Below are 25,129 nucleotides of genomic sequence, written 5' to 3' on the forward strand. Positions count from 1 at the left end.
CTTGGTTATGATTCCCTAAATTCGACAATAGAACGATGCTGGACAGACTCGACGGCGTGGCGGTTTTTGTGGAAACGGTGGATGCCGGTGGCTTTGCGCGCGCCGCGGAGCGGCTGGCGTTGACGCGTTCCGCAGTGGCCAAGGCCATTGCACGGCTCGAAACCCGGCTGGGCGTGCGGCTCTTTCACCGCACGACGCGGGCGCTGAGCCTGACCGAAGACGGCCAGATCTATTACGAGCGCTGCGTTCGTGCCATGGATGAGCTTCGCTCGGCGGAGGCGCTGCTTGAATCCGGGCGGCATGAGGTCAGCGGGCGGCTGCGGGTCGCGATGCCCGTGCTGTTCGGTCGGCTTTGCGTGGCACCCATCCTGCTGGAGCTGGCGCGCGAACACCCGAAACTGGAACTCGACCTGTGCTTCAGCGACCGCCCTACGGACATCGTTGCCGAGCGCATCGATCTCGCGATCCGCAACGGCAAGTTGGGGCCGGCGACGGGGCAGCTGCGCAGTCGCCGGCTGAGCAGCCAGAAAAAGGTGTTGTGCGCCTCGCCGCACTACCTCGCGGCGCGCGGCCATCCCGCCGACACCCAGTCGTTCGATGGGCATGACGCCCTGCTGTACTGGCGGGCCGACTATGTGCAGCCCTGGACCCTGCCGGACGTCGAAGGCAAGTTGATCGAGGTCACCTTGAGTTCCCGTTTCCGTTTTGATGACCTTGCGGTCGTCGCCGACGCGGCTGCGGCCGGGCTCGGGATCGCATGGCTGCCGCATTGGCTCGTTCGGGACAGTCTGCAAGACGGTAGCCTCGTCGCGCTCTTCGAGGAGCGCCCGCATGCGTCGGTTGAATGCCATGCGCTTTGGCCGGTCAGCCAGCACATGCCCTTGCGTCTGCGCCTGGCGATCGACACGCTGGTGTCCAGGCTTCCGGGCGCCGTCGAACGCTAGCGCCTCTTGAGCGTTTGAAGGTCCAGACCTTGTAGACGTGGCGGCGCATCAGCCGCGACCTCCTTTCTCCAATGGACTCCCGAGCGGCCACCTAGGATCTTTGGTCTGCTGAGGTCGCCCGTTGACATGAGTTCCGAGCCAGACGCCGTTCCATCGAAACAGCCGCCGATCGCGCTGCCGCCGCCGCTGGCGCTGAGGCACCGCATGCAAGGCCGGGACACGCACGAGTCTCACCGCGCCTCCACGCCGCTGGAACTGCTCTTCGACCTGACGGCCGTCGTCGCGGTGGCAGCCGCTGCCTCGCGGCTGCATCACGGCTTGATCAGTTCCGACATCGGCGAGGCAAGCCTCTCCTTCGCCCAGTCGTTCTTTGCGATCTGGTGGCCGTGGATGAGCTACACCTGGTTCGCCAGTGCCTACGACACCGACGACCTGCCGTTTCGCTTTGCAACGCTGGTCCAGATGATCGGCGTGCTGCTGATCGCGGCCGGCATCCCGCAGGCCGTCGACGGTGGTGCCGCGGGTGGCGTCGGCTTCTTCCTGATGCGCGCTGTGTTGGTTGCCCAATGGTGGCGTGCATCCCTGGAACATCCCGAGCGCCGCGGCACCTGTCGCCGCTACGCCGTCGCCATCGCCTTGATCCAGGTGCTGTGGGTCGCGCGGGTGATGCTGTTGCCGGCCGACTGGCTGTTTCCGACGTTTTGTGTCCTGGTGGCGCTGGAACTCGCCGTCCCTGTCTGGGCAGCCCGCGCCGGCGAAACACCCTGGCATCCGCACCATGTCGCCGAGCGCTATGGTCTGTTCACCATCATCCTTCTCGGTGAATGCATGATGGCCGCCGCGAACGCCTTGGCGGGCGTGCTGGCCGTGCAGGGCTGGTCTCTCGATCTGGCCGCTGTCGCCCTCGGCATCGTGGGACTGATCATGGGGCTCTGGTGGGCCTACTTCCTGGTGCCATTCGCGCAGGTGCTGCACCACCGCCGCGAGCGCGGTTTCGTCTGGGGCTACGGCCACGCCATCGTCTTCGCCGCCTTGGCGATCCTGGGTGGCGTGCTGGAGGTCGTCGTCGACGCGCTGAGTAGTTCAGAGGCCCAGCCCCAGGCCGAGCTGGCTTCGCATGAACACGTCGGCCCCGTTTTCGCGATCAGCCTGGTCGCAGGCACGGTGATCCTGTTTCTGTCCACGCTCTGGTGGTTGGGTGGGTGGACAACGAGGCGAGACGCCCGCACGCCCATCTACCTGCTGCCCGTCCTCCTCACGTCGATCTCGGCAGCCGCCCTGGTCTCGCAGGGCCTTGCGCTTGCCTGGGGGTTGCTGCTGCTGGCTACCGGGCCGGCCATGATGCTCACCTGGATCACGCGCGACCGCCGGTTGCGACCTGAACGATTCGCGGTGCGCTGAACGCGCAGGCAGAACGCCGACAGAAGGAATGGACGCCGTGTGGAATTTCAAGCCGTCACTCATGAGCACGCGGGCCGTCGCCATTGCCGTCGCATCGACACTCTTCATGCTGGTCCTTTCAGGCAGCGCCAACGCCGTGGAGTCAAAGATGCCCTTCATCAGAATCGCCGAGCTTGAGATTGATTCGGCGCAACTCGAGGCCTTCAAGGAAGCCCTCGCGGAGGGCGTCAAAGCTGCAGTGCGGACCGAGCCGAAGGTCCTGGCCCTCTACGCCGTGGCTGAACGGGAGCGGCCCACCCACATACACGTCTTCGAGATCTACGCAGACGAAGAAGCCTACGCACAGCACATCCAGACCGCGCACTTCAGGAAGTTCTTTGAAACGACCTTGCCCATGGTGGTGTCTCGCCGCTTGATCGACACGGTGCCGGTTGTGCTCGGAGCCAAGCCATAGTGGTGGCGCTGCCGACGGGAATGAGGCCACTGCGCATTGGCGAATTTGGCTCTCACTGGTTCGGAAGCAACCACCCCATTGACGGATCCTGAGCCAGCACCAAATGGAAGTTGCCAGTGCGACAGCACTCAACGCCCATCATGGCTTTCAGGAGTTCCCAGTGACGCCAGCTTCTCTCGACGCCCATCTGCCCGGGCGGCATCCGGCGCGAGCCGGTTCAAGCGGCGGCGGGTTGGAGCCGCGATGAGTTCCGCATGGCGTGCCGAACGGCCCATCTTCCAGCAGGTCGCCGACCAGATCGCTCACCAATTGCTTGAGGGCCATTTCGATGACCGCGAGTTCCCAGCGGTGAGCGAACTGGCCCGCCACTTTCTGGTGAACCCGTTGGTGGTGGCTCGCGCGCTCGCTCGCCTGGCGAGCGAGGGCGTGGTCGAGATGCTGCCCAACGAGGGCTACCGTCTGGCTGCAGGGGCGAAGTCACGGCTGCTGCGCAGCGAGCGAGAGCGCGTGCTCGATGAGGAGTGGCCCGCACTTCAGGCGAAGCTGAAGCGGCTCGGCCTATCGACCGCCGATCTGGGCGGCCTCAGTCGTTGGGGTAGGGAAGCAGCCGGCGCTCCGGGTCTCGCTCACGACCCCGACGGCACAGCCCCAGCCAGATCTGCCGGGCCAGCTTCGGCTGGCTCGCCATGAGCCGGGAACTGACCGGCGCATAGAGCGCCAGTTCTTCCAGCGGCGGAGCCAGCTCGACAACTACTATGGGCGACGACGGCCGGCAATTCGCGCAGCTGGCGGCTGCTGCAGCGTCACTTGCTGTGCAGCCCGCGCCGCGCGGCTTCCTCGCGCAGGCAGGCCAGCATCAGCTCGGCGCCGGGCGACAGCTGGTGGCCGCGGCGGGTGACGATGCCGTAGGCGTCCATGCGCAGGCCGAGGTCGAAGTTGAGCACCGTCAAGAGGCCGGCCTCCAGGTAGGGGCGCACCAGCTCCTCGGGCAGGGCCGACACCATGTCGGACTGGCTCAGCAGGCTGGTCACGACGGGCAGGGACAGCGTCTCGACGGTCTCCTGCGGCTGGTCCAGGCCGGCGGACAGGAAGAGGGCGGTCAGGCGGTCGCGCAGGATGCTGCCGCCGGGCGGCAATATCCAGCTCTGGCGCGCCAGTTCGGGCAGGCTCAAATCGCTGCGGCCCGCCAGCGGGTGGTCGGCGCGCACGACGAGGCTGTGGGGCTCGTCCGTCAGCGGCTCGAAGCTCAGCTGGGCGGCGGACTCGCTGTCCAGCACGCGGCCGATGACGAGGTCCAGCTCGCCGCTCTGCAGGTGCTGGATCATCGGTTTGCTGGTGTCCACCGTGATGGCCACGTGCACGCGCGGCTGGCGGGCCTTCAGCAGCACGATGGCGGCGGGCAAGAGCGTCGTCGAAGGCGTCAGCACCGCCCCGACGGCGACGCGAYCGGACAGGCCCGACAGCAGCTCCATGACCTCCTGGTGGCCGGCGTCCAGTTCAGCCAGGGCTGCACCGGCGCGGCGGATCATGACCTCGCCATACCAGGTCGGCGCCACGCCGCGCGGCAGGCGCTCGAAGAGCTTGACGCCCAGCGCGTGTTCAAGATCAGCCAGCAGCTTGGACGCGGCCGGCTGGGTCAGATTGGCCGCCTGGGCCGCATGCAGGATCGAACCGTGCCGCCCCAGTTCCACCAGCAAGACAAGCTGGCGAGTTTTCAGGTGGGAGCGGACGAAGCGGTCCGAACGGGGATCTGTCATTCGTGATAGAGCTGCGAACGGCCGCCATCGATGAGGATGTCGGTGGCGTTGATGAAGCGGGCTTCATCGCTGGCGAGGAAGAGGGCAGTGTAGGCAACCTCGATGGGCTCGCCGATGCGCTTGGGCGGCAGCAACTCGATCTGGCGCCTGGCGTCCTCGGGCGAGTTGGCCAGCCATTCGACGACGCGCTCGGACAGGATCAGCCCCGGCGAAATCGAGTTGACCCGCACATTGCGCGCCGCGTACTGGATGCCCAGCGCCTTGGTCATGCCGATCAGCGCATGCTTGGCGACCGGGTAGGGGAAGGCGTTGGGGATGATGCGGTGGCCGTGGACGGAGGCGACGTTGACGATGCTGCCGCCGCCTTGCTCCAGCATGCCGGGCAGCACGGCGCGGCTGCAGTGCATGGCGCCGTCCAGGTCCACGGCGAAGCAACGCTGCCATTGCGCCGTCGTCATCGCCAGCGGCTCGCTGAAGACGTCCATGCCGGCGTTGTTGATCAGCACATTGATGGTGCCGAAGCGCTCGGCGCCGCGTGCAGCCATGGCGCGCACTGCGGCTTCGTCGGCGATGTCGGTGGCGATGAAAAGCGCGTTGTCGTCGCCCAGTTCCTGTACCAACGCAGCGCCCAGCGCCTCGTCGGCCGCCAGGCCGTTGAGGATGACCTTGGCGCCCTCGGCGACGAAGAGGCGGGCGACGGCCTTGCCGATGCCCTGGGTGGATCCGGTCACCAGCGCGACCTTGCCTTGCAGACGAAGAGAACTCATTGGGTGTAGCGCTTCCAGATGTCGAGCACGGGCAGGGCCCGGCCCTGGAAGTCGAAAAGGGTGGTGTTGGAGACGACGTTGGGGCCGGGCTCGCCGGAGCCTTCCTTCAGCGCCCAGCCGACCTTGCGGTTGGCGATCATGATGGGGTCCCAATAGAGAACGCCCAGCACGCGCGGCGCGGCCTTGCAGGCGCCGAGCAGCTCGGCCATGAAGTCGCGTTGGCCCTCGGGGCTGCTCATGCGGGCCGGGTAGGGGCCGTTGTGCTCGAGCTGGCCGGGCCAGCCGTCGTGGCGCTTGGGCGCGAAGTTGAAGCCGGCCTCCATGACGAGCAGATCGCTGTCGTAGCGGGTCGTGACGGCTGCGCAGAAGCTGACGAGCTGGCTGACGTTCTTCTTCGTCCAGAAGGGGTAGTAGGACGCGCCGATGACGTCCCACTTCACGCCTTGCTCGCGCGCGTGGTCGAACCAGTCGCGGTACTTGGCTTCGTTGCCGCCGTCGTCCAGGTGCAGCACGATCTTCGCGGCCGGGTGGGCGGCCTTCACGCCAGCGTGGCCGGCCTTCAGCAGCGCACCGAGCTGCTTCCAGTTGTCGGTGCGGCCCCAGGGATAGAGCGTGCCCGCCTCGATCTCGTTGCCCAGCGACACGAACTCGGGCGACGTGCCCTGGTCCACCATGGCCTTCACGACCTCGCGGCTGCGCGCCTCGACCAGGGCCAGCAGACGCTCGAAGCGCGCGGCATCGTCGGGCAGCTTGCTCAGCTCGCGGCGCCAGGCATGGGGCGGGTCCTGGGTCTTGGAATTGGTCCAGAAGTCGCTGTAGTGCAGCGTCAGCTGGATCTGCATGCCCTGCGCCTTGGCGCGGCGGGCCAGGGCCAGCACGTCGGGCAGGTCCATGGAGCCCTCGGGCCAGTACCAGCCGTCGGCGCCCGTGCCCGGGCCGGTGTGGTCGTAGAGGCGGATGCGGACGATGTTGTGGCCGTAGCGCTTCAGCAGGGCCAGGCAGTCGCCCGGCTGGCCATCGCGGTCGCGGTAGACGGCACCGGCGCGTTCCATCCAGGTCAGCGCGGAGATGTCGCCGCCGGCCAGGAAGGGCGTGGTGGCATGCGCCGGCAGCGCGCTCGCGAGCGCGGAGGCCAGCAGCGTGCGCCGATCAAGCACGGCGCTCGCCCCGGGTCTTCAGCTGGTCCAGCAGCACCGCGGCCAGCAGGATCAGGCCACGGACGAGGTACTGATAGAACGCGTCGACGTTCAATAGGTTCATCACGTTCTCGACCGTGCCCATGATGAGCACGCCGATGACGACACCGAAGATGCGCGCCTTGCCGCCCTGCAGCGACACGCCGCCCAGCACGCAGGCCGAGATCACGTCCAGCTCGAAGCCGGTGGCGGCATTGGGCTGGCCGCTGGTGATGCGGGCCGACAGGATCAGCCCAGCCAGCGCCGTGACGACGCCCTGCAGCAGGAAGATCCACACGCGCAGCCTCTCGACCTTCACGCCGGCCAGCCGCGCGGCCTCGGGGTTGCCGCCGATGGCCAGCGTGTTGCGGCCGAACACCGTGTGGTTGAGCAGCACGCCGAAGATGAGGAAGCACAGGGCCGTCATCCAGATCGGCAGCGGCAGGCCGAAGAAGGCCGTGTCACCGAAGGAGATGAAGCCCTCGTCGGCAATGCCCACGGCCTGGCCTTGCGAGGCGATGAAGGCCAGGCCCCGCACCATCAGCATGGTGGCCAGCGTGGCGATCAGCGCGTTGACGCGCAGGTAGGCGATCAGCACGCCATTGCCCGCGCCGATCAGAGCGCCGGCCAGCAGCCCGCCACCGATGGCCAGGCCGATGCTGCCGGTGCGCTCCAGCACCATGGCACCGAGCACGCCCGCGAAGGCGATGGTCGAGCCGACGGACAGGTCGAAGTCCCGCGAGGCCAGGCACAGCATCATGGTGCAGGCCACCATGCCGATCTGGGCGACCGACAGCAAGAGGCCGACGATATTGGCCGAGGAGAAGAAGTTCTCCACCGAGAAGGCCAGCACGACGAAGAGCAGGGCATAGCCCAACGTCATGCTGTGTTCCTTGAGCAGGGCGCGGGACGTGGTGGACATGGCGGGGCGGGTTGTGAGAGTGGTCGTGTTCATGCTCAGTGCAGAGGCGCGGCAGGCGCTCCGTCCGGAAGGGCCAGGGCGAGCGCGGCGGTCTCGCTGGCTTGTTCGCGCGACAGCTCGCCGCTGATGCGGCCGTCGCGCATGACGATGAGGCGGTCGGTGATGCCCAGCACCTCGGGCAGTTCGCTGGAGATGACGATGACGCAGCAGCCCGAAGCGGCCACGTCGTGGATGATCTTGTAGATCTCGTTCTTGGCGCCCACGTCGATGCCGCGCGTCGGCTCGTCGAGGATGAGCACCTTCAGCCCCGGCTCGGCCAGCCAGCGCGCGAGGATGACCTTCTGCTGGTTGCCGCCCGACAACAGGCGGATCTCCTGCTCGCGGCTGGGCGTCTTGATGCGCAGCTTCTGGATGAAGTCGTCGGCGCGCTGGGCCTCCTGGCCGTGGCGCAGGAAGATGCCACCCGCGAGGCCATGGCGGCGGCAGCTGATGTTGATGTTCTCGGCCACCGACGAGTGCGCCAGGATGCCCTGCTCCTTGCGGTCCTCGGGGCAGAGCACGATGCCAGCCGCGATGGCCGCCGACGGGCCGGCCGCGGAGACGGTCTTGCCGTCCAGCAGCACTTCGCCGCCACGGCGCGCATCGGCACCGTAGAGCAGGCGCATCAGCTCGCTGCGGCCGGCGCCCACCAGGCCGAAGAAACCCAGCACCTCGCCGCCGCGCATCGCGAAGCTCAGCGGCTCGGGCAGGCGGGCACTGTGCAGGCCCCGCGCCTCCAGCCGCATGGGGCCTTGCTGGCGCGTGCGGTAGTCGTAGATGTCCTGCAGCTCGCGGCCGACCATGTCGGCGATCAGTCGTTCGCGCGGCACCTCGGCCATCACCTCGTGCGTGACGATCTTGCGGCCGTCGCGGAAGATGGTGCAGGCGTCGCAGAGCTCGTACAGCTCTTCCAGCCGGTGCGAGATGTAGATCAGCGTGCGGCCCTCGGCGCGCAGGCGCTTCACCAGCCTGAACAGGATCTCGGTCTCGCGGTGCGACAGGCTGCTGGTGGGCTCGTCGAAGGCGATGACCTTGGCGTCCTGCATGACGGCCTTGCAGATCTCCACCATCTGGCGCTGGGCGATGGACAGCTCGGACAGGCGTGCGGCCGGGTCCAGGTCCACACCAATCGCGGCCAACTGCTCGGCAACCAGCCGGCGTGCGGCCTTGTGGTCGACCAGGCCGAAGCGTGTCGGCAGCCGGCCCAGCAGCACGTTCTCGGCCACCGTCAGCTCGGCCACGTACTGCAGCTCCTGGTGGATGATGGCCACGCCGGCGGCAATGGCGTCGCCGGCTGAACCGAAGTGGCGCTCCTGGCCCTCCAGCAGCAGGCGGCCGCCGTCGGGCTTGTACTGGCCGCCGAGGATCTTCAGCAGCGTGCTCTTGCCCGCGCCGTTCTCACCGAGCAGGCCCATGACCTGACCGGCGCGCGCCTCGAAGCTCACCCCGTTCAGCGCCTTGACGCCGGGGAAATGCTTGCTGATGTTGTCGAACTGCAGGGACGACATCACAAACCCATTTGCTTGCGCAGCTCGGCCTGGTTCTGGCGCGTCATCAGCGTGCCGGCCGTCAGCGTGACGGGGGCGGGCGCCTTGCCGGCCGTGGCCCACTCGTAGACGGCAACGGCGGTTTCGTAGCCATGGCGCTTGGGGCTGATCAGCACCGTGCCGTAGAAGGCGGTGGGCGTGGGCTTGGTGAATTCGTTGAGTGCCGTCTGGCTGCCACCGATGCCGATGGCCAGCATGGCGTCCTGCTTGATGCCGCGGCCTTCCGCGGCGCGCACGGCACCGAGGGCCGCTTCGTCGTTCAGGCCGAAGGCCACCCAGCGCTTGAACTTGGCGTTCTTCGTGAAGGCGATGTTGGCCGCGTTGAAGGCGCTCTCGGTGTCGGTCTTGGCCTGGGGGGCGTCGACGATGTTGGCGGCGGGCATGCCGGCCGCCTTGAGGGCTTCCACCGCGCCCATGGTGCGATCCCGGGCGGTGGGCAACTGGTCGAAGGCCACGCGCAGCACGCCGACTTCGTCGAGTTTCCAGCCGCGCGTCTTCATCTCGGCGAGCAGGCCCTGGCCGACCTGCTTGCCGATCTCCAAGCCCGAGATGCCCATGTGCGGGATGTCGGCGATGGGCTTGCCGGCGCCGTCGACGAGCTGGTCGTCCACCGACATGACCTTGAGGTTGTGGCGCTTGGCGGCACGGTTGACGGCCACGCCGAGCTTCACGTCCGGCGCGCAGATGACGAAGCCGACAGCCTTCTGGGCCGCCAGGTTGTCGATGGCGGCCATCATCTTTTCGCCGTTGGGGATGCCGATCTTCACCAGCGTGAAGCCCTTGTCCTTCGCCGCCTGTTCGGCAAACTTCCATTCGTCCTGGAACCAGGGTTCCTCCGCCTGCTTGACGAGGAAGCCGACCTTGACCGCCTCAGCCGCTTGCAGCGCGAAGGGTGTGGCCAGCAGGGCCAGAGCGAGGGCGGCGCGTCGTTGCATCTTCATGATCGTTGTCTCCTTCAGTCTTCGAATAACGAGTCTTCAACACCCAGAGCCGTGGGTAGGCGCAGGCCGAACAGGCTGCCGGACAGCGGTTGGGCGGCGAGCGCGTCGCGCCTCAGCTCGGCCCGGGCCGTGGTGAGCATCAATTGGTCCATGCCCTCGCCGCCGATGGCGGGGCAACTGGTGTGGGCGGCCGGGGCGGTCAGCACGCCCATCAGCTCACCCGCGGGGTCGTAGCGTGCCACACGGCCGGCACCCCATTGGGCGTTCCACAGGCAGCCCTCGGCGTCGATGACCGAGCCGTCGGGCCAGGCGTCCTTGCTGTCCATCTGCGTGAACAGGCGGATGTTGTCGACCTGGGCTTCCGCAGCGTCGTAGTCGCACTGCTGGATGCGCTGCGTCAGCGTGTCGCAGAAGTACATGGTTCGGCCGTCGAGGCTGAAGCAGATGCTGTTGGCGATGGCCACGGCCGGCAGCGCGAGCCGGCGCAGGCCGTGCTGCAGCGAGTATTGGTAGAAGCTGGCGATGGGCCGCTTCTCCTTGGCCTGGTTCATGGTGCCGAAAACGAAGTGGCCACTGCGGTCGGTGCGGCCGTCGTTGACGCGAGTGCGCGCCTCGGCGGCATCCACCGGCGCCAGCGTCTGCAAGCTGCCCAGCTCCAGCGCGTCGCTCACGGTCGCCAGGGCGATTCGCTTGGCCAGGCCGAGCAGCACCCGGCCGGAGCGGCAGTGGGCAAAGCTGCCCAGGCGGTCGGGCAGGCGGCAGGCCAGGGCTGCGGCATCGCCTGGGCGCCACGCGTTCAGCGTGGCGCCCTCGATGTCTGTCCACCACCAGCGCCCATCCCGCCACAGCAGGCCCTCGCCCAGCATGGCGTTGTGCGGCAGCACCAGGTCGAGAGGCTGATTCATGGCGTGATGGCGACGCGGCGGATGGGCAGCAGGCGGGCGCCGCGCAGCTCGGCGATCTGGGTCTGGCCGGCAGAGAAAGTCGGGCGGTGCGCGGCGTCGATGTAGATGGGCGCATCGGCGCGCAGCGGCAGCACGCTGAGCTGGAGTTCCTGGCCCGGCTTCAGCGCGAACTGGCGCAGGCCGATCTGCCAGCGCTGGCCGTTGTAGTACCAGTCGTCGAGCATGCGGGGGCCGGCAAAGACGCGGCCGATGTCGCCGACGAAGTCCAGCTCCAGCAGCACATCCTCGGCATCAGCCGCGAGCGGCTGAGGCAGCTTCAGCGACCAGGCCGCCGCGCTGGCAAAGGCTTCGGGAATCGGCTGCACGGCCGCCTTGGCCAGGCCGCCCTTCAGCACGGGCGGCGCCTTGCCGGCGGGGCGCGTGGCGGTGATCTGCAGCGTCGGCTCGCTCGCCTCGGGCTTGAACTCGAGGTGCTGCAGCGGGCCGTCCTGGCGCGTCTGCAAACCTGGCGCCCTGGGCTTGGCCAGCGCAGGGAAGACGGCCGCATGCAGGGGCTGCGTGGCCAGGCCGCGCAGTTGCAGCTTGCCATCGGCCACCCAGGCCTGCTGCTCGCTGAAGACGAGTCGGCGCTGGCCGGCGATGTCGAGGATCTGCAGCTGCGAAGCCTCCTCCTGCGACAGCAGCAGCACGCTGACCGCACGACCGCCGGCCTTGCCGAGGGTCAGCAACTGCCCGCCCTGGGACGACAGGGTCTTGACGCCGTCGGCCAGCGCGAACTCGGCCTGCACGCCCGGCGTCGGCGCAAACACATGGACGATGCCCTGTGCGCCCGCGTCCAGGCGCGCCACCGGTTGGGCCGTGGCGTAGCGCAGCTTCACACCGTCGAGATCGAGATTCAGCGGCCAGATGAAGTAGGCGCCGTTCGGGATGTCGACAGGCTGGCTGGGCAGCGTCAGCGTGCCGCCCGGCAACTGCACCTCGAAGCGCACACCGGTCTGGGCCGGCATGGCGTACTGGCGCACATGGTTGTTGAAGAACAGGAAGCCGCTGTCGCCCGATGCGCGCACCGACCAGCGCGGCGTCTGCAGGTCGGCCGGGTTGGCCGGCGTGCGCGCGGGCTGGCGCACCGTCATCGTTGCGAGCCGGGCGCCGTAATCGCGCAGGAAATAGTGGAAGGGGCGCAGCTTGGCCAGCACCGGGCGCTGCTGGCCGTCGGGGCCGAGCGGCGCCTGGAAGTCGTAGCTGATGCGCGGCGTGTCGTTGTAGCCGCCGCTCAGCGTGCTTTCCTCGAGGCCCGTGCCGCCCACGCCCACCGGGTTGCGGCCACCGTGGAACATGTAATAGCCGAACAGGTTGACGCCCGAGCCGAGCTGCACGGGCAGCATGGCGGCGATGTCGTCGGGCGACACCAGCGTGCGGCGGCGGTACATGGCCGGCAGGCCGGGGCCGTATTCGGCGCCGAGGAAGGGCACCTTGTCCTTGTCGGTCTCGGCGGTGCCGGGCGCGTGGGACTGGGTCTGCGCGCCGAGGTCGCCGCTGACGCGGGTGTCGAAGCGGAAGGCGTGCGTCTCTTTGGGTGGCAGCTCCTGGGTGCTGGTCGCCCAGGGCTCGTCCGGATAGCCGCCGAACACGGGCGTCACCTCGCCGGAGGGGTAGACCGTGCCGTCCCAGCCGGTGACGGTGTACAGCGGCACATCCATGCCGGCCTTCAGCGCCAGTTTCTTCAAGGCGCTGATGTGTTCCTCGCCACGGCCAGCGCCGCGGAGGTTGTATTCGTTCTCCAGCTGCACGCCGATGACCGGGCCGCCGTCCTTCCACAGCAGGCCCTTGATCTGCGCGCCGATCTCGGCGTACAGGCGCTCGACATGGCCCATGTATTCGGCGTCGTTGCCGCGCGTGGGCATCTTGTCGACAACCCAGTCGGGGATGCCGCCGTAGCGCGCCTCGCCATGCGCCCACGGTCCCAGCCGCACGACCACCTGCAGGCCCGCGGCCTGCGCCAGTTGCACGAAGCGGCGCAGGTCGTGGTTGCCCTTCCAGTTGAAGGCGCCGGGCTGCTCCTGGTGGTGATTCCAGAACACATAGCTGGCGACGATGTCGATGCCCGAGGCCTTCATCAGGCGCAGCTGCGCATCCCATTGCGACGCCGGCGCGCGGCTGAAGTGGTACTCGCCCATGACCGGCAGCCAGGGCTGGCCGTCGCGCAGCAAATACTGGCTGTTGACGGCCAGCGTCTGGCCCTTGGGCGTGCGCGCCGTGCCGAGCTGCAGATGGCCGGTCGTCGGCGCCGGCACGTCGGCGCGGGCGTCCAGCCTGAGCAGCGTGTCGGCGCCGGCGGCGGGGCCGAGCGCCGCCAGCAGCAGCGCCACGCTCAGCGTGCGGATGCGGTCCATGGGAGTCTCCGGTGTTGTTGTTCTGGTTTTTTGGGTCGCGCGTCAGTACGCGCGCCAGGCCTGCACGAAGGCTTTCGCCCGCGCGGCCACATCGGCGGCGCCCATGCCGGGGGCATAGAGAGCCGAGCCGAGGCCGAAGCCGGCAGCGCCCGCCTTGCGGAAGGGCGCCATCGTCTCGGGCGTGATGCCGCCCACGGGGAGCAGGCGAAACTCCTTGGGCAAGACGGCGCGCATGGCCTTGACGACCGGCGGCGTGACGAGTTCGGCCGGGAAGAGCTTGAGCGCGTCGGCGCCGGCCTGCAGCGCCGCAAAGGCCTCGGTCGGCGTCGCCGCACCGGGCACGCAAGCCAGGCCGCGCGCCTTGGCGACGCGGATGACGGCCACGTCGGCATGCGGCATGACGATGAGGCGGCCGCCGGCGATCTGCACGTCGCGCACCGCGTCGGCACTGAGCACGGTGCCGGCGCCGATCAGCGCATCGCCGGGCATGCGGCGCGCCAGGCGGGCGATGGAGTCCAGCGCCTGCGGCGAGTTCAGCGGCACTTCGATGACGCGAAAACCTTCGGCGTAGAGGCTGTCGGCGATGGCCTCGACCTCGTCGGGCTTCACGCCGCGCAGGATGGCCACGAGAGGGAGTTGTTGCAGTGCCGGGTCGAGCATGTCAGTCAAGCCCCATGGTTTGCGCCAGCTGCCAGAGGCCGGCGGGCGCGGTGTTGTCGAGTTGCAGCGGCGCTTCGATGCCGAAGCGGCTGAGGGCGAGGGCGTAGCGCTCGCACAGCGCCGGGTCGCCGATGAGGGCGAGGCCCTCGGGCTGGCCGGTCTTCAGTTCGCTGGCGATCTCGTGGCCGATCAGCAGGCCGGAGAGGTAGTCGGGCAGTTGCTCGGGCGGCAGACGCTTGAAGAGGCCGAGCGTGCGGACGGCAAACAGCTGGTGTCCCAGGCCACCGTCCTTGCGCGCAGCATCGACGCCGGCGAGGAAGGCCTGAGGGGAGGGCGGGGCGCCGCCGTCGGCCGGCATCAGCCGGGCCAGCACGGAATGCTGGCGCAGCAGCGCGTACAGCTCGCCGGTCATGTGGGTGGCAAAACCCGTCACCCGGCCGGCCTGGACACGCGCCCATTTGGAATGCGTGCCAGGCAGCACGAGGCAGGACTGCGCGGCCAGCTCGGGATGCAGGGCGAGGGCGCCGACGATCTGCGTCTCCTCGCCGCGCATGACGTCGGGCTGGCCATCGTCATGCATCAGGCCGGGCAGGATGGCGATGCGCTCGTCGAGCTTCAACGCATGCCGGACCAAGGCAGCGGCATCGGCCGGGCAGGGCGCATAGGGCGCCTCACGCCAGCCATGCTGGCTGCCAACCATGCCGCAGGCCAGCACGGGCAGGGCGGGCCAGTCCGCCGTGATGGCAGCGAAGGCCTGCGCGAAGGCCGCCTCACCCGACAGCGTCGAAGCGCCCTGCTCGGACTGACGCGAGGCCAGCATGGCGCCGTTGGCCCCGAGCAGGAAGGCGCGCAGCCGTGTGCTGCCCCAATCCAGCGCGATGAGGCGGCCGTCGTTCACCATTCGGCCACGCTGCCATCCGCGTGGCGCCACAGCGGGTTGCGCCAGTCGGGCGCGTTCTTGCTCGCCTCGATGACCTTGTCCTCATCGACCACCACACCCAGGCCGGGCTTGGTCAGCGGCTTCATGTAGCCGTTCTCGATGTGGAAGTCTTCCTTGTTCAGCACATAGTCCAGCAGCTCGCCACCCTGGTTGTAGTGGATGCCCATGCTCTGCTCCTGCAGCACGGCGTTGTGCGAGACGAAGTCCACGTGCAGGCAGGCCGCCAGCGCGATGGGCCCCAGCGGGCAATGCGGCGCGAAGGCCACGTCGTAGGCCTCGGCCATCGAGGCGATCTTCATGCACTCGGTGATGCCACCGGCATGCGACAGGTCGGGCTGCACGATGGACAGGCCGCCGGCCTGGAAGACGCGCTTGAACTCGAAGCGCGAATACATGCGCTCGCCGGCCGCCAGCGGGATGGCCGTGTGTTCGGCCAGGCGGGCATAGGTCTCGTCCTGCTCCGCAAGCACGGGCTCTTCGACGAACAGCGGGCGATAGGGCTCCAGCGCCTTCAGCATGACCTTGGCCATCGGCGCGCCGATGCGGCCATGGAAGTCGATGCCGAACTCGATGTCGTGGCCGAAGGCGTCGCGGATCTCGGCGATGCGGGCCACGGCCTCGTCCACCTTGCGGGCGCTGTCGATGAGGCCCATCTCCTCCGAGCCGTTCATCTTGAAGGTGTCGAACCCCCCTTCGCGCAGCCGCTTGATGTCGCGGATGACGTCGGCCGGGCGGTCGCCACCGACCCAGGAATAGACCTTCATCTTGTCGCGCACCAGGCCGCCCAGCAGTTCGTGGACGGGGGCGCCCAGCACCTTGCCCTTGATGTCCCACAGCGCCTGGTCGATGCCGGCGATGGCACTCATCAGGATGGCGCCACCGCGGTAGAAGCCGCCGCGGTACATGACCTGCCAGAGGTCATTGATGCGGGACGGGTCCTGGCCGACCAGATAGGGCTCGAACTCGTGCACGGCGGCTTCGACGCTGCGCGCCTTGCCCTCGATGACGGGCTCACCCCAGCCGCTGATGCCGGCGTCGGTGTCGATCTTCAGGAACATCCACCGCGGGGCGAGGCGGTAGGTCGTCAGCTTGGTGATTCGCATGGGCCGTGAGGGAGACAGGAACGGCCGTGAGCTTAGGAGGGGCTGCTAGTTCTGAAATATCGATTCTTTGCGGGCAGCTATATGGATTTCGTATTGCTGTGTCGGAGCCAGAAAAGCAAAAGGGCTGCAGAAGCAGCCCTTGAGACGGTGGTGAAGCGATTTCAGTCGCGCTTGGTGGTGACGTCAGCGAGTTGAGCGATGACGGCCACGGTGGACAGCGCCAGAGCAACGATGAGCAGTTCCATTTGTTTCCCTTTCTTTGTTGATGCAGCGCTATCTTAGGGTTTTTACTTGGTTGTCGCGGGTTAACCCTATGCATTGCCGGCATGGAACGATGCGGTACCGAGCCTGCGAGCACTGCGGCGGGGCTATTTCGTGCAAAACGGCCGCGCCTGCTACTGCCGGGGCAGGGCCTCGTTCAAGTTGCCCTTGCGCGCGGTCAGGGCCTTGTGCAGCGCCGAGGGCGCGGCCGTCTTGAGCGGGCAATTCGCCGTGTTGATCGGCGGCGACGCCTGCTTGCACACCGACGGTGTCGTGCCTTTCAGGTCGCCACGGGCGCAGGCCTGGCAAATCCGGGTGAAGGCGGTCTGCAACTGCAGCGAGTAATCCAGCGGCGCCGCGGGCAGGGGCGTGGTCTGGTCAGCCTGCGGGTTGATCAGGTGGCCGCTGGCCACGTTGACGAAATAGGGCGCGAACTTGGCCGTGATCTCGGCCGGCGTGAGGGAGTCCGTAGCCTTGACGCCGCGCGGTGGCGCACCGAGTTGCGCGTCGCGCGGGTATTGGGCGGAGGCATGGCAGGCCAGGCAGGCCGAGCGCCAGTTGTCAGCCGGGCCGTTGAGCCGGCCCTGGAAGCCAGGGTAGGGCCGTTGCGGCCAGCCGCTGCCGTTGGCCTGCCAGACCTTGCCGGCCAGCGCGTCGTTGAGCTTGGACTCTTGAACCGGTGCGAAGGCAGCCAGGGTGCTGGCCTGCACGCCGGGGTCATTGCCCCACATCAGGCCGACCGGCTCGAGGTTGTCGAACAGCTTGTCGCCCTTGGCCGGCCCGACCCAGACATAGGTCCCGAACACCCAGCTGGTTTGCGTGGCGCGGGGATCCCTGACCGCCACGTCGACCTGGATCAAGCGAAGGAGGGTGGACGTGCCCGCCGCCATGGCACGCACCGTCGGCGCGCCCGCCAGGTAGGCGACCTCGGACACCGGAGCATCCGTGAACAGGAACTTGAACGCCACCGTTTGCGGCTTGAACGTCCAGCGTGCGCCGCCTGGGAGCTGCGGCAGCTTGGGGTCGCAGGGGTCGCTGAAGATCTCCTTGAGCGACGCGGCACCTTCGGCGTTGTACCAACCGATCGCCAGCGTCTTGTGCCCGGCTTTCGACTTCGGCGACAGATCGCCGGGATCCGGCCCGCGCTCCGTCGTCATGCCGATCAACGGATCCCGGCCGGTGGCGGTGTAGTCCATCCACGGGGTGATCCACCACGGCGAGTTGGCCGGCATGGTGATCTTGTTGCCCTTGATCGCGATCCCCGAGGCCTTGACCTCGCCCATCACCGCCGCGATATAGCCGCGCCAGTCGCTCTCGAAGTCCATGCCCGCCGCCTGCCAGGCATGCTGTGTCGCGGGAACTGTGCTGGGCAGGTCGGTGCGCCACGGCAGCTTGATCTTCTTGGCCGTGGCGTCGTAGGCGCTGCTGGCCTTGTCGGGGAACCTGGAGCAGAACCCGGCCTGTGCTGCCGTCGCGATGCCAAGGAGTCCGGCCAACAAGATCGCGCGCATATCGCCTCCCTGTGGCCCGTGGCGGGCCGTGGCTGATTCGCGCTGAATCTATGCCTGGTGGTCTGTGCGGTCCAGGGTGACGGGCGGAACTCTCGTCTGAATTGATGAGCGGCAGCGGGCGACCTGTCGGCGCGCAAGCACGCACGACGACAGAGGGAAGGGCTTCTCGCCAAGTCCCCAATCTTGTGGATACAGCTTCGATCAACTTGGTGTGAGATGCGAGCTGAGGAGGCGCTCCCGCAGCGGGGTGGACGGATGGGCACAAAACTCAGTCTCACGGCCGAAGGCGTCCTGGTATTGGACGACGGGCGTCGGACCATCGAGCTGCAGCGAAGCCGCCTTTTCGCCATGGGTGGTCTCGACTTGCCTTTTGACAGGCGCCGCTTCAGATACCCGGGTGAAGCGACCTCGCCGCCGCCGCCGCCGCCACAGAACGCGCCAGCTCCTCAGCCCCCCGAGCAGTCGACCAGGCCGGGCCGGCCGCGAATTCCGTTGCCCTCGATGTTCAGATCCCCACTCGACTCGGGACTGGAACTTCCCAGTCGACTCGTCCACGTCGCGCGGTTGGATTTGATGGATCCGGAGCTCAAGGAGGCATGGGGCAAGTCCATTCGCAGGGCGGCACCTGTCGCGCGGTACGCCGCGCTATGGAGCGACCTGAACAGGTATTCGGCCAAAGCCGTTGCCGAGCATCTGACTAGCCAGACCGAACACGGGGTGCTCGCCAACGCGCACACGCTGAACGTTCTGCTGTTGAAGCAGGATCTGACTGCGCCCCTGGACCTGGGCGACGTGGCGAGCAGGGGGGCTGAGCTGAGCCCTGGCATCCAGACCGTGCAGCTCTACTACGTGCCGGGCACGTAGTCGGCGCGCTATCAAGGACCCGGCCCCATGAGTGACAACGTGGATGCATACGCGACGCCGCGGGCAAATCTCCGCGAGAACGTCAAGACGATGTCGACCATTCTCGCCGGGACGGCGGGCGCGGTCATCGCCGGCTCGCCGTTTTCAGGAATAGGCGCACTGGACCTGCTGTCGCTTCGATTCTTGGCGGCCGTCGTTGGCCTGGCGACGGTGGCGGTCTGTCTGTACATGGGGTGGAAGGAACTCACCTTCATGCTGCGGCCGGACCTGCTGAATCCGATCATCCTGCGCGACTCCTTCACCAACGAGCAGATTCAGCAGCTGGGTCTGCCACCCGCGGAGACGGAAGAGCTCCTCCATGTGAAGGCGGAGTTCGACCGGACGCGCAGCGACCTGCTGCCGGAGAAGATCAACTCCTACGAGGCTTTCGAGAAATACCTCGACGACGAGTGGCAGGAGATCGAAGACGCTGAAAAGGCGCTCGCGCAAAAGACGCTGGACGCGGCTGTGCTTGAAGCGCTTCGAAAGAAGTATGCGCAGTACGAGCAGAACCTGCGGGACATCGGCTTCTGGGCCACCGTGACCAGGCTGGCCGACAGAGTTGAACAGGGCCTGAAAAAGGTTCAGAACCTGGGCGCGGCAAGTCTGATCGCGCTGCTGGTATTCGCCTGGGCCGCCAACCCGCCAAAGAAGGACGACGGGCCGGCCAAGCCCCCGGTGGTCCAGGTTGCGGTGTCCTGCGCGTCCTGTCCCGCAGGCCAGCCCACGCCAGCAGCGCGCAAGGTCACCTTCGCGAACAACTCGCATGAACTGGACGGCGCGGCATATGCCGTACTGAACGAAGCCTCGACGACTCTTCGTCAGCAGCCGAGCATGGGCTTGCTGCTGCTGGCCCACACCGACATGGTGGCAGGCGGACAAGTCAACCGCGCGCTTGCCGCCAAGCGGGCTGCAGCAGTCCGGCGCGCACTTCAGGATCAGGGCGGCGTTGCCGCGGCCCGAGTGTTCGCCTCGGAACTGGCAAAGGCCGATCTGCCGGTCGTGACAGGCCCCGAAGTCGCCCAGCCGGAGAATAGAAGCGTCGAGTTGCTTTTCGTGCCGCTGCCTTTGCCGACACGCTGAACTTGCCGAAGTCCATGGCCTCCTATATGGCGACAATGTGCATTATGTTAAATAACAAATGCACGCCCCCCTAAGCTGTCTGCGAATTTCCGAGCGGTTAAGGATGACCTCTGCCGGGTTCCGGTCGTACAACCCCGGTTCGCTGCACGAAGCCATGACAGCCGCCACCGCAACGTGGCGACGTGGCAGGCAGCGAAGGAAGGCCTATCCCGTGACCTCAGTGAGCACGCCCAAGCAGTTGCCTGCCCTGGTGTCAGGACAGGCCGACGCTCGGCCGGCGCGTGCGCTGAAGGACGCCTTGGCCGGCATCGTCGGCCCGAGCCCGGCGCTGGCTGCGCTGCGTGCGCGGCTGCCGCTGCTGGCGCGCTCGCAATGCAGCGTGCTGATCACCGGTGAAACCGGCACCGGCAAGGACTGCGTCGCACGCGCCCTGCACGAACTCGGCGAGCGCCGTGCTGGCCCCATGGTCAGCATCAATTGCGCGGCGCTGCCTGACACGCTGCTGGACAGCGAACTCTTCGGCTACGAGCGCGGCGCCTTCACCGGCGCGCATGCGGCCTATCCCGGCAAGATTTCCCTGGCCAGCGGCGGCACGCTGTTCCTCGACGAGATTGGCGACATGCCCTTGCATGCCCAGGCCAAGCTGCTGCGTGTGCTCGAGACGCGCGAGGTCTTCCCGATCGGGGCGATGCGCAGCCGGCATGTGGACGTGCGCATCGTCGCGGCAACGCATTGCGCGCTGGAACAGGCGGTGCGCAAAGGCACGTTCCGGGCCGACCTGTTCTACCGGCTGAACGTGGCTCGCGTCGAGTTGCTGCCGCTGCGGCAGCGACCCGAAGACGTGGCGCCGCTGTTCGAGCATTTCGCGGGTCAATTGAACGACGCCGGCGGCGGCGCCGGCCCGGTGCGCGTGACGCCGGCGGCCATGGCCCTGATGCAGCAGCACGACTGGCCCGGCAATGCCCGCGAACTGCGCAACCTGGTCGAGGCGGCCGGACTGGTGTTCGACGGCCGTCCGCTGGACGCCGGCGAGCTGCCGCTGTCCTGCATCGAGGCGCACGACAGCAACGATGAATCGAGCCGCGTGATCGAAGCCCTCGAGCGCTGCGAATGGAACCGCACGCGAGCCGCGGAGATGCTGCAGTGGTCGCGCATGACGCTGTATCGCAAGATGAAGCAGTTCCACATCGCGCCGGAACCTGGCCGCAGCGCACGTGCGCCGTAACACCAGCCTGTGACACCGCAAGTGCCTGATTCGCCGAGGCTTTCCCGGCGCCGTGTCACATCCGCCTTGTGACACCGTTCACGCACGAAGACGCAAGTCGTTGATTCATAAGGGCCCACACGGGCCGCCCGACATGGCACGCCCCTTGCGGAACAGCGTGCATGAAGTCGCCAATCGACGTTCGACGTGACTGGGCCGCCGACGGTTGCCTCGTCGCGGCCGCCTCGGCCGGCTATCAATATGCCAACCAGTTCGAGGTCGGCTTCAGCCGCAACGAGGTGCTGCTGCGCATGGCCCAGGCCTATGACGGCGAGGCGCTGACGCATGGGATGCCGACCCGCGTGGTGATGACGCCGGCCTATGCCAAGGCGCTGCTGCAGCTGCTGTCGGAGTCCATGCAGCGCTACGAAGCCGAGTACGGCCCGGTGACGGCGGCCGGCAGCGGCGTCGTGCCCCAGGACTCCACCTACTGACATGGCCAACGAGTCCGCCCTCCTCTCCCTCGCCGAGTCGCTGGCGCAAAGGCTGGACAACGCCTGGACGCCCGCGCTGCGCCAGCGCCATGGCGACGTCTCCTTCCAGGCCGTCGGCAGCGGCGCCTTGCTGGCCGACCTCAACATACAGGGCGCGGTGCTGTCGGTCTGGCCCTATCGCGTCACCATCAACGAGCAGATGCGCAATCTGAGCGCGAGCGACGCACGCCGCACGCCTGGCCTGTCCAACCGCCCTCTTTCGCTGGACGTCCATCTGCTGCTGTCCATCTGGTCGGCCAACACCGCGCTGGAGCTGGCCGCGTTTGCCTGGGTGCTGCGCGAACTGCACCGCGAGCCCATCCTCGATGCGTCCACGCTGTCCAGCAACGGCGGCTGGTCTGCCGAGGAGGTCGTGCAGCTAATCCCCGCCGAGATCACGGTGGAAGACATGATGCGCGTCTGGGATGCCATCACGCCCAGCTACCGCCTCAGCGCGCCCTATGTGGCGCGCATCGTGCAGCTGGATGTCGAGGAGCCGGACGCCCTGCCCGTCGTGGCGCGGCGCTTCGACTATGGAGGCGTGCCCGCATGAGTGCCGTCTTCCACTCGATAGAGACCGACGTTCGCCGCGTCTGGGGCGCACTGCGCTTTGTCGACGCCATGTCCGGCCACACCATAGCGAGCCCGCTGCGGGTGGACCTGCCCGGCGCCCGGCTGCAGCGCAACCGCAGCGGCTTCTTCGTCGTGACGGCCCTGGACGACCTCGCCAACCGCGATGCCCGCCGCGACTACGAGAACGCCTTCGATCCCATCCCGCCTGCGCCGGCGCTGTCCCTGCCCGGCACGGTGAGCGATCCGGCCGGCCGCTATCTGGCGCGTCGCTTCACGCTGGACCTGCCGCGCTCACCGCTCGCTGCCGCTCCCGGGGCCACGCCCGCCCTCTTCGACGCGGCGCCGGTCACGCTCGATCCCTCCTCCGCCACCAGCCTGCTGCCCACCTGGGCCGCCCTGCGCCTGAGCGTGCGGCGCACCGGCGCTCCCGCGGCCCAGGCCGTCATCCGCGTGCAACGCGCCGGCAGTGACGCCGTGCTGGGCCGCGGCATGACGGACGCGCGCGGCGAGGCCCTGGTGGCCGTCGTCGGCGTCGCCCAGGTCACGCCGGGCGCCGACGAGCTGGTGGTCGAAACCGAGATCGCCGTCGACGTCATCGTCAGCGCAGAGACCGCGCTGGCCCCCGGCGCCCTCGTCGACCCCGATCTGCTGGCCGCACGCGTCCTGGGCGCGGGGCTCTCCCGATTGATCGTGCCGCGCAACCTCGCCAGCGGCCGCATCGAAGTGATGAACCTGACGCTCCCCTGAGTCCTGCTTGAACGATTGAAGGAGGCACACCATGCCCGAATACCTCGCCCCAGGCGTATACGTCGAAGAAACCAGTTTTCGTGCCAAGTCCATCGAGGGCGTGGGCACGAGCACGACGGCCTTCGCCGGGCCCACGCGCAAGGGCCCCATCGCCACGGCCGAGCTGCTGCCCGAGATTCTGACCAGCTTCGCCGACTTCGAGCGCATCTACGGCGGCACGGCCAATCTCGACCTGCAGGCCGACGCGATCAACTTCCTGGCGCATGCCGTGCGGGCCTATTTCAACGAGGGCGGTTCGCGGCTCTATGTGGCGCGCGTGTTCCTGGCGCGCGGCGCCAACGACTCCGGCCTGGCGAGTACCGCTGACCTGCGTCCGGCCGCCGTCTTGCCCGCCGTACTGCCGGCCGAGGACGACACCAACCGCATCCGCTTCGTCGCCCGCTTCCCGGGCGCCAGCGGCAACGGCGCCGTGCCCACGCGTGAGCAGCCCCAGCTGCGCGGCATCCAGACGCGCGAAATCATCGCGCCCGCCCCGCAGCGCGTGCTGGACAGCACGCCCATCGGCTCGCTGGCCCGCAGCGGCGTGGCCGCGCCTCACAGCTACTTCGTCAAGCGCGCCGATGGCTGGCATGCGCTGACCGACGCCGGCGATGGTGCCGTCACCGCACCCGACGCTGCCGCCCAGGCCGCCATCGCCGCCGCCGGCAACCAGGCCCAGCGCGACGCCGCGGCAGCCCTGCTCGCCTCCGTCTCGCTGATCACGCTGGCCGTCATTGCGACCGACGCCGATGGCGGCAGCCTGGCCATCGACGACCTCGGCTACGACCGCGGCCACCCACGCTGGCTCGGCACCGTGATGCCGCCGCAACCCAACCGGCGCGTCGACCAGATCGAGAACCTCTACGCCGCCAACCTCGGCAGCGCCGTCAACGCCTTCCAGCTGCTCGCCGCCTTGTTCCCGACCGCCGCCAACGCCACCGGCCGCCGCGGCTCCTTCGCGTTGACCGGCGGCAACGACGGCGCCGAGCCCATGGACGCCAGCTACATCGGCGCCTTCGCCGCCCTGGCCAAACTCGACGACATCGCCATCGTCGCTGCCCCCGGCTCCAGCGCCTATGCCGCGCGCGACGCCATCCGCAACTCGCTGATCACCCACGCCGAAGGCCGGCGCATGTACCGCATCGCCGTGCTCGACACCAACGCCGGCCTCAACGCCGGTGCCGCGCGCGAAGCCCGCGCCACCATCGACAGCAAATACGCCGCGATGTACTACCCCTGGGTCGTCATCGCCAACCCCAATGCGCGACCCGGCCGCGATGACATCCCGCGCGAGATCGCGCTGCCGCCTTCGGGTTTCGTCTGCGGCATCTACGCGCGCAACGACATCGAGCGCGGTGTCTTCAAGGCACCCGCCAACGAGATCGTGCGCGGCGCGCTGCGCTTCGAGCGCGACGTCAGCTTCGGCGAGCAGGAGGTGCTGAACCCGCTCGGCGTCAACTGCCTGCGCTACTTCCCGGGCCGCGGCTATCGCGTCTGGGGCGCCCGCACGGCCAGCAGCGACCCCGAATGGAAATACGTCAATGTGCGGCGTTACTTCAACTACCTGGAAGCCTCCATCGACCGCAGCACCCAGTGGGCCGTGTTCGAGCCCAATGGCGAGCGCCTGTGGGCCAACATCCGCGAAACCATCGCGCAGTTCCTCTACAACGAATGGCGCAATGGCGCCCTGCTGGGCGGCAAGGCCGAGGAGGCCTATTTCGTGCGCTGCGACCGCTCGACGATGACGCAGAACGACCTGGACAACGGCCGCCTGGTCTGCCAGATCGGCGTGGCGGCACTCAAGCCCGCCGAGTTCGTGATCTTCCGCATCGGCCAGAAGACCGCCGACTCGCGTGATTGACCAGCAGCAGGAGCACTTCCATGGCACGCAAAGTCCCCTACGGCGCCTTCAACTTCCTCGTCAACTTCGACGGCGCGGAAGCCTTCGGCGGCTTCTCCGACGTCTCCGGCCTCGGCTCCGAAATCACCGTGGCCGAGTACCGCTACGGCAACGACGCCGAGAACCATGTGCGCAAGATCCCCGGCGTCCACAAGGTCGGCGACGTCACGCTCAAGCGCGGCATCATCAGCTCCAAGTCGCTGTGGGACTGGGTCAAGGAGACCCGCACCACCGGCGTCAATGCGCAGAAGAACATCTCCATCACCCTGCTCGACGAGGCCCGCAACCCGGTGCAGGTCTGGCTGCTGCGCAACGCCATCCCGCTCAAGTACACCGGCCCGACGCTGGCCGCCAAGGGCGGCGGCGACGTCGCCATGGAAGAGCTGGTGCTGTCGTCCGAAGGCCTGGAGATCGAGGCCGCGTGAGC

At 68.0% G+C, this 25,129-nt stretch carries 24 protein-coding genes; 12 read left to right on the forward strand and 12 right to left on the reverse strand.

Features of this window, described 5'->3' with window-relative positions:
* Nucleotides 1-35 precede the first annotated feature (35 nt).
* The 4 genes from AC1DW3_RS20345 to AC1DW3_RS20360 all read left to right on the forward strand — a co-directional run bounded on the left by AC1DW3_RS20345 (nt 36) and on the right by AC1DW3_RS20360 (nt 3,489).
* Entirely contained in the window at nt 36-944 is a 909-nt protein-coding gene (locus AC1DW3_RS20345; protein WP_477934270.1) for a LysR family transcriptional regulator, read from the forward strand.
* 126 nt (nt 945-1,070) lie between these two features.
* Entirely contained in the window at nt 1,071-2,345 is a 1,275-nt protein-coding gene (locus AC1DW3_RS20350) for a low temperature requirement protein A (RefSeq protein WP_477934272.1), read from the forward strand.
* A 37-nt stretch (nt 2,346-2,382) separates the two neighbouring features.
* The gene (locus tag AC1DW3_RS20355; RefSeq protein ID WP_477934274.1) at nt 2,383-2,799 is read left to right on the forward strand and encodes a putative quinol monooxygenase; all 417 of its coding nucleotides are present in this window, start codon (nt 2,383-2,385) and stop codon (nt 2,797-2,799) included.
* Nucleotides 2,800-3,042: 243 nt separating this feature from the next.
* Entirely contained in the window at nt 3,043-3,489 is a 447-nt protein-coding gene (locus AC1DW3_RS20360) for a GntR family transcriptional regulator (protein ID WP_477934276.1), read from the forward strand.
* Between the two features lie 113 nt (nt 3,490-3,602).
* On the opposite strand, the gene AC1DW3_RS20365 is transcribed toward AC1DW3_RS20360, so the two are convergent.
* The 12 genes from AC1DW3_RS20365 to AC1DW3_RS20420 form a co-directional block, all read right to left on the reverse strand.
* Nucleotides 3,603-4,556, reverse strand: a complete 954-nt coding sequence (locus AC1DW3_RS20365) for a LysR family transcriptional regulator (protein ID WP_477934278.1) — start codon at nt 4,554-4,556, stop codon at nt 3,603-3,605.
* Nucleotides 4,553-5,323: an SDR family oxidoreductase gene (locus AC1DW3_RS20370; protein WP_477934280.1), complete on the reverse strand. Its 771-nt coding sequence runs from the start codon at nt 5,321-5,323 to the stop codon at nt 4,553-4,555. The genes AC1DW3_RS20365 and AC1DW3_RS20370 overlap by 4 nt, the downstream gene beginning before the upstream one ends.
* Nucleotides 5,320-6,480, reverse strand: a complete 1,161-nt coding sequence (locus tag AC1DW3_RS20375; RefSeq protein WP_477934282.1) for a glycosyl hydrolase 53 family protein — start codon at nt 6,478-6,480, stop codon at nt 5,320-5,322. The genes AC1DW3_RS20370 and AC1DW3_RS20375 overlap by 4 nt, the downstream gene beginning before the upstream one ends.
* A complete protein-coding gene (gene araH, locus AC1DW3_RS20380; protein WP_477934284.1) occupies nt 6,473-7,453 on the reverse strand; it encodes an L-arabinose ABC transporter permease AraH in 981 nt (326 codons plus the stop codon). The genes AC1DW3_RS20375 and araH overlap by 8 nt, the downstream gene beginning before the upstream one ends.
* Before the next feature lie 2 nt (nt 7,454-7,455).
* Entirely contained in the window at nt 7,456-8,970 is a 1,515-nt protein-coding gene (gene araG / locus AC1DW3_RS20385; protein ID WP_477934286.1) for an L-arabinose ABC transporter ATP-binding protein AraG, read from the reverse strand.
* A complete protein-coding gene (locus AC1DW3_RS20390; protein WP_477934368.1) occupies nt 8,967-9,941 on the reverse strand; it encodes an arabinose ABC transporter substrate-binding protein in 975 nt (324 codons plus the stop codon). The genes araG and AC1DW3_RS20390 overlap by 4 nt, the downstream gene beginning before the upstream one ends.
* 20 nt (nt 9,942-9,961) lie before the next feature.
* Nucleotides 9,962-10,852, reverse strand: a complete 891-nt coding sequence (locus tag AC1DW3_RS20395) for an SMP-30/gluconolactonase/LRE family protein (RefSeq protein WP_477934288.1) — start codon at nt 10,850-10,852, stop codon at nt 9,962-9,964.
* Nucleotides 10,849-13,245, reverse strand: a complete 2,397-nt coding sequence (locus tag AC1DW3_RS20400; protein ID WP_477934290.1) for a beta-galactosidase — start codon at nt 13,243-13,245, stop codon at nt 10,849-10,851. Before AC1DW3_RS20400 ends, AC1DW3_RS20395 begins: the two co-directional genes overlap by 4 nt.
* A 42-nt stretch (nt 13,246-13,287) precedes the next feature.
* Nucleotides 13,288-13,905: a 2-dehydro-3-deoxy-6-phosphogalactonate aldolase gene (locus AC1DW3_RS20405; protein WP_477934370.1), complete on the reverse strand. Its 618-nt coding sequence runs from the start codon at nt 13,903-13,905 to the stop codon at nt 13,288-13,290.
* Between the two features lies 1 nt (nt 13,906).
* Nucleotides 13,907-14,806, reverse strand: coding sequence for a 2-dehydro-3-deoxygalactonokinase (locus AC1DW3_RS20410; RefSeq protein ID WP_477934292.1), 900 nt, complete (start codon nt 14,804-14,806; stop codon nt 13,907-13,909).
* Nucleotides 14,800-15,948, reverse strand: coding sequence for a galactonate dehydratase (gene dgoD, locus AC1DW3_RS20415; protein ID WP_477934294.1), 1,149 nt, complete (start codon nt 15,946-15,948; stop codon nt 14,800-14,802). The genes AC1DW3_RS20410 and dgoD overlap by 7 nt, the downstream gene beginning before the upstream one ends.
* 395 nt (nt 15,949-16,343) lie before the next feature.
* Complete coding sequence (locus AC1DW3_RS20420; RefSeq protein ID WP_477934296.1) at nt 16,344-17,720, reverse strand: hypothetical protein; 1,377 nt, start codon at nt 17,718-17,720, stop codon at nt 16,344-16,346.
* Between the two features lie 573 nt (nt 17,721-18,293).
* Between AC1DW3_RS20420 and AC1DW3_RS20425 the strand changes: the two genes are divergently transcribed.
* From AC1DW3_RS20425 to AC1DW3_RS20460, 8 genes are all read left to right on the forward strand, one after another.
* Nucleotides 18,294-18,584: a hypothetical protein gene (locus AC1DW3_RS20425; RefSeq protein ID WP_477934298.1), complete on the forward strand. Its 291-nt coding sequence runs from the start codon at nt 18,294-18,296 to the stop codon at nt 18,582-18,584.
* Between the two features lie 27 nt (nt 18,585-18,611).
* Nucleotides 18,612-19,706: an OmpA family protein gene (locus tag AC1DW3_RS20430; RefSeq protein ID WP_477934300.1), complete on the forward strand. Its 1,095-nt coding sequence runs from the start codon at nt 18,612-18,614 to the stop codon at nt 19,704-19,706.
* Nucleotides 19,707-19,926: 220 nt separating this feature from the next.
* Nucleotides 19,927-20,931 carry a sigma-54 interaction domain-containing protein gene (locus AC1DW3_RS20435; protein ID WP_477934302.1) on the forward strand — a complete coding sequence of 335 codons (1,005 nt, stop codon included), beginning with the start codon at nt 19,927-19,929 and terminating at the stop codon, nt 20,929-20,931.
* 161 nt (nt 20,932-21,092) lie between these two features.
* The gene (locus AC1DW3_RS20440) at nt 21,093-21,404 is read left to right on the forward strand and encodes a DUF3467 domain-containing protein (protein WP_477934304.1); all 312 of its coding nucleotides are present in this window, start codon (nt 21,093-21,095) and stop codon (nt 21,402-21,404) included.
* Nucleotide 21,405: 1 nt separating this feature from the next.
* Complete coding sequence (locus tag AC1DW3_RS20445) at nt 21,406-21,996, forward strand: Pvc16 family protein (protein WP_477934306.1); 591 nt, start codon at nt 21,406-21,408, stop codon at nt 21,994-21,996.
* Nucleotides 21,993-22,763, forward strand: a complete 771-nt coding sequence (locus AC1DW3_RS20450) for a hypothetical protein (protein ID WP_477934308.1) — start codon at nt 21,993-21,995, stop codon at nt 22,761-22,763. Before AC1DW3_RS20445 ends, AC1DW3_RS20450 begins: the two co-directional genes overlap by 4 nt.
* A 31-nt stretch (nt 22,764-22,794) precedes the next feature.
* Entirely contained in the window at nt 22,795-24,663 is a 1,869-nt protein-coding gene (locus AC1DW3_RS20455; RefSeq protein ID WP_477934310.1) for a phage tail sheath family protein, read from the forward strand.
* A 20-nt stretch (nt 24,664-24,683) separates the two neighbouring features.
* A complete protein-coding gene (locus tag AC1DW3_RS20460) occupies nt 24,684-25,127 on the forward strand; it encodes a phage tail protein (protein WP_056197049.1) in 444 nt (147 codons plus the stop codon).
* Nucleotides 25,128-25,129 lie beyond the last annotated feature (2 nt).

The sequence above is a fragment of the Roseateles sp. P2_H4 genome (genome assembly GCF_056403315.1).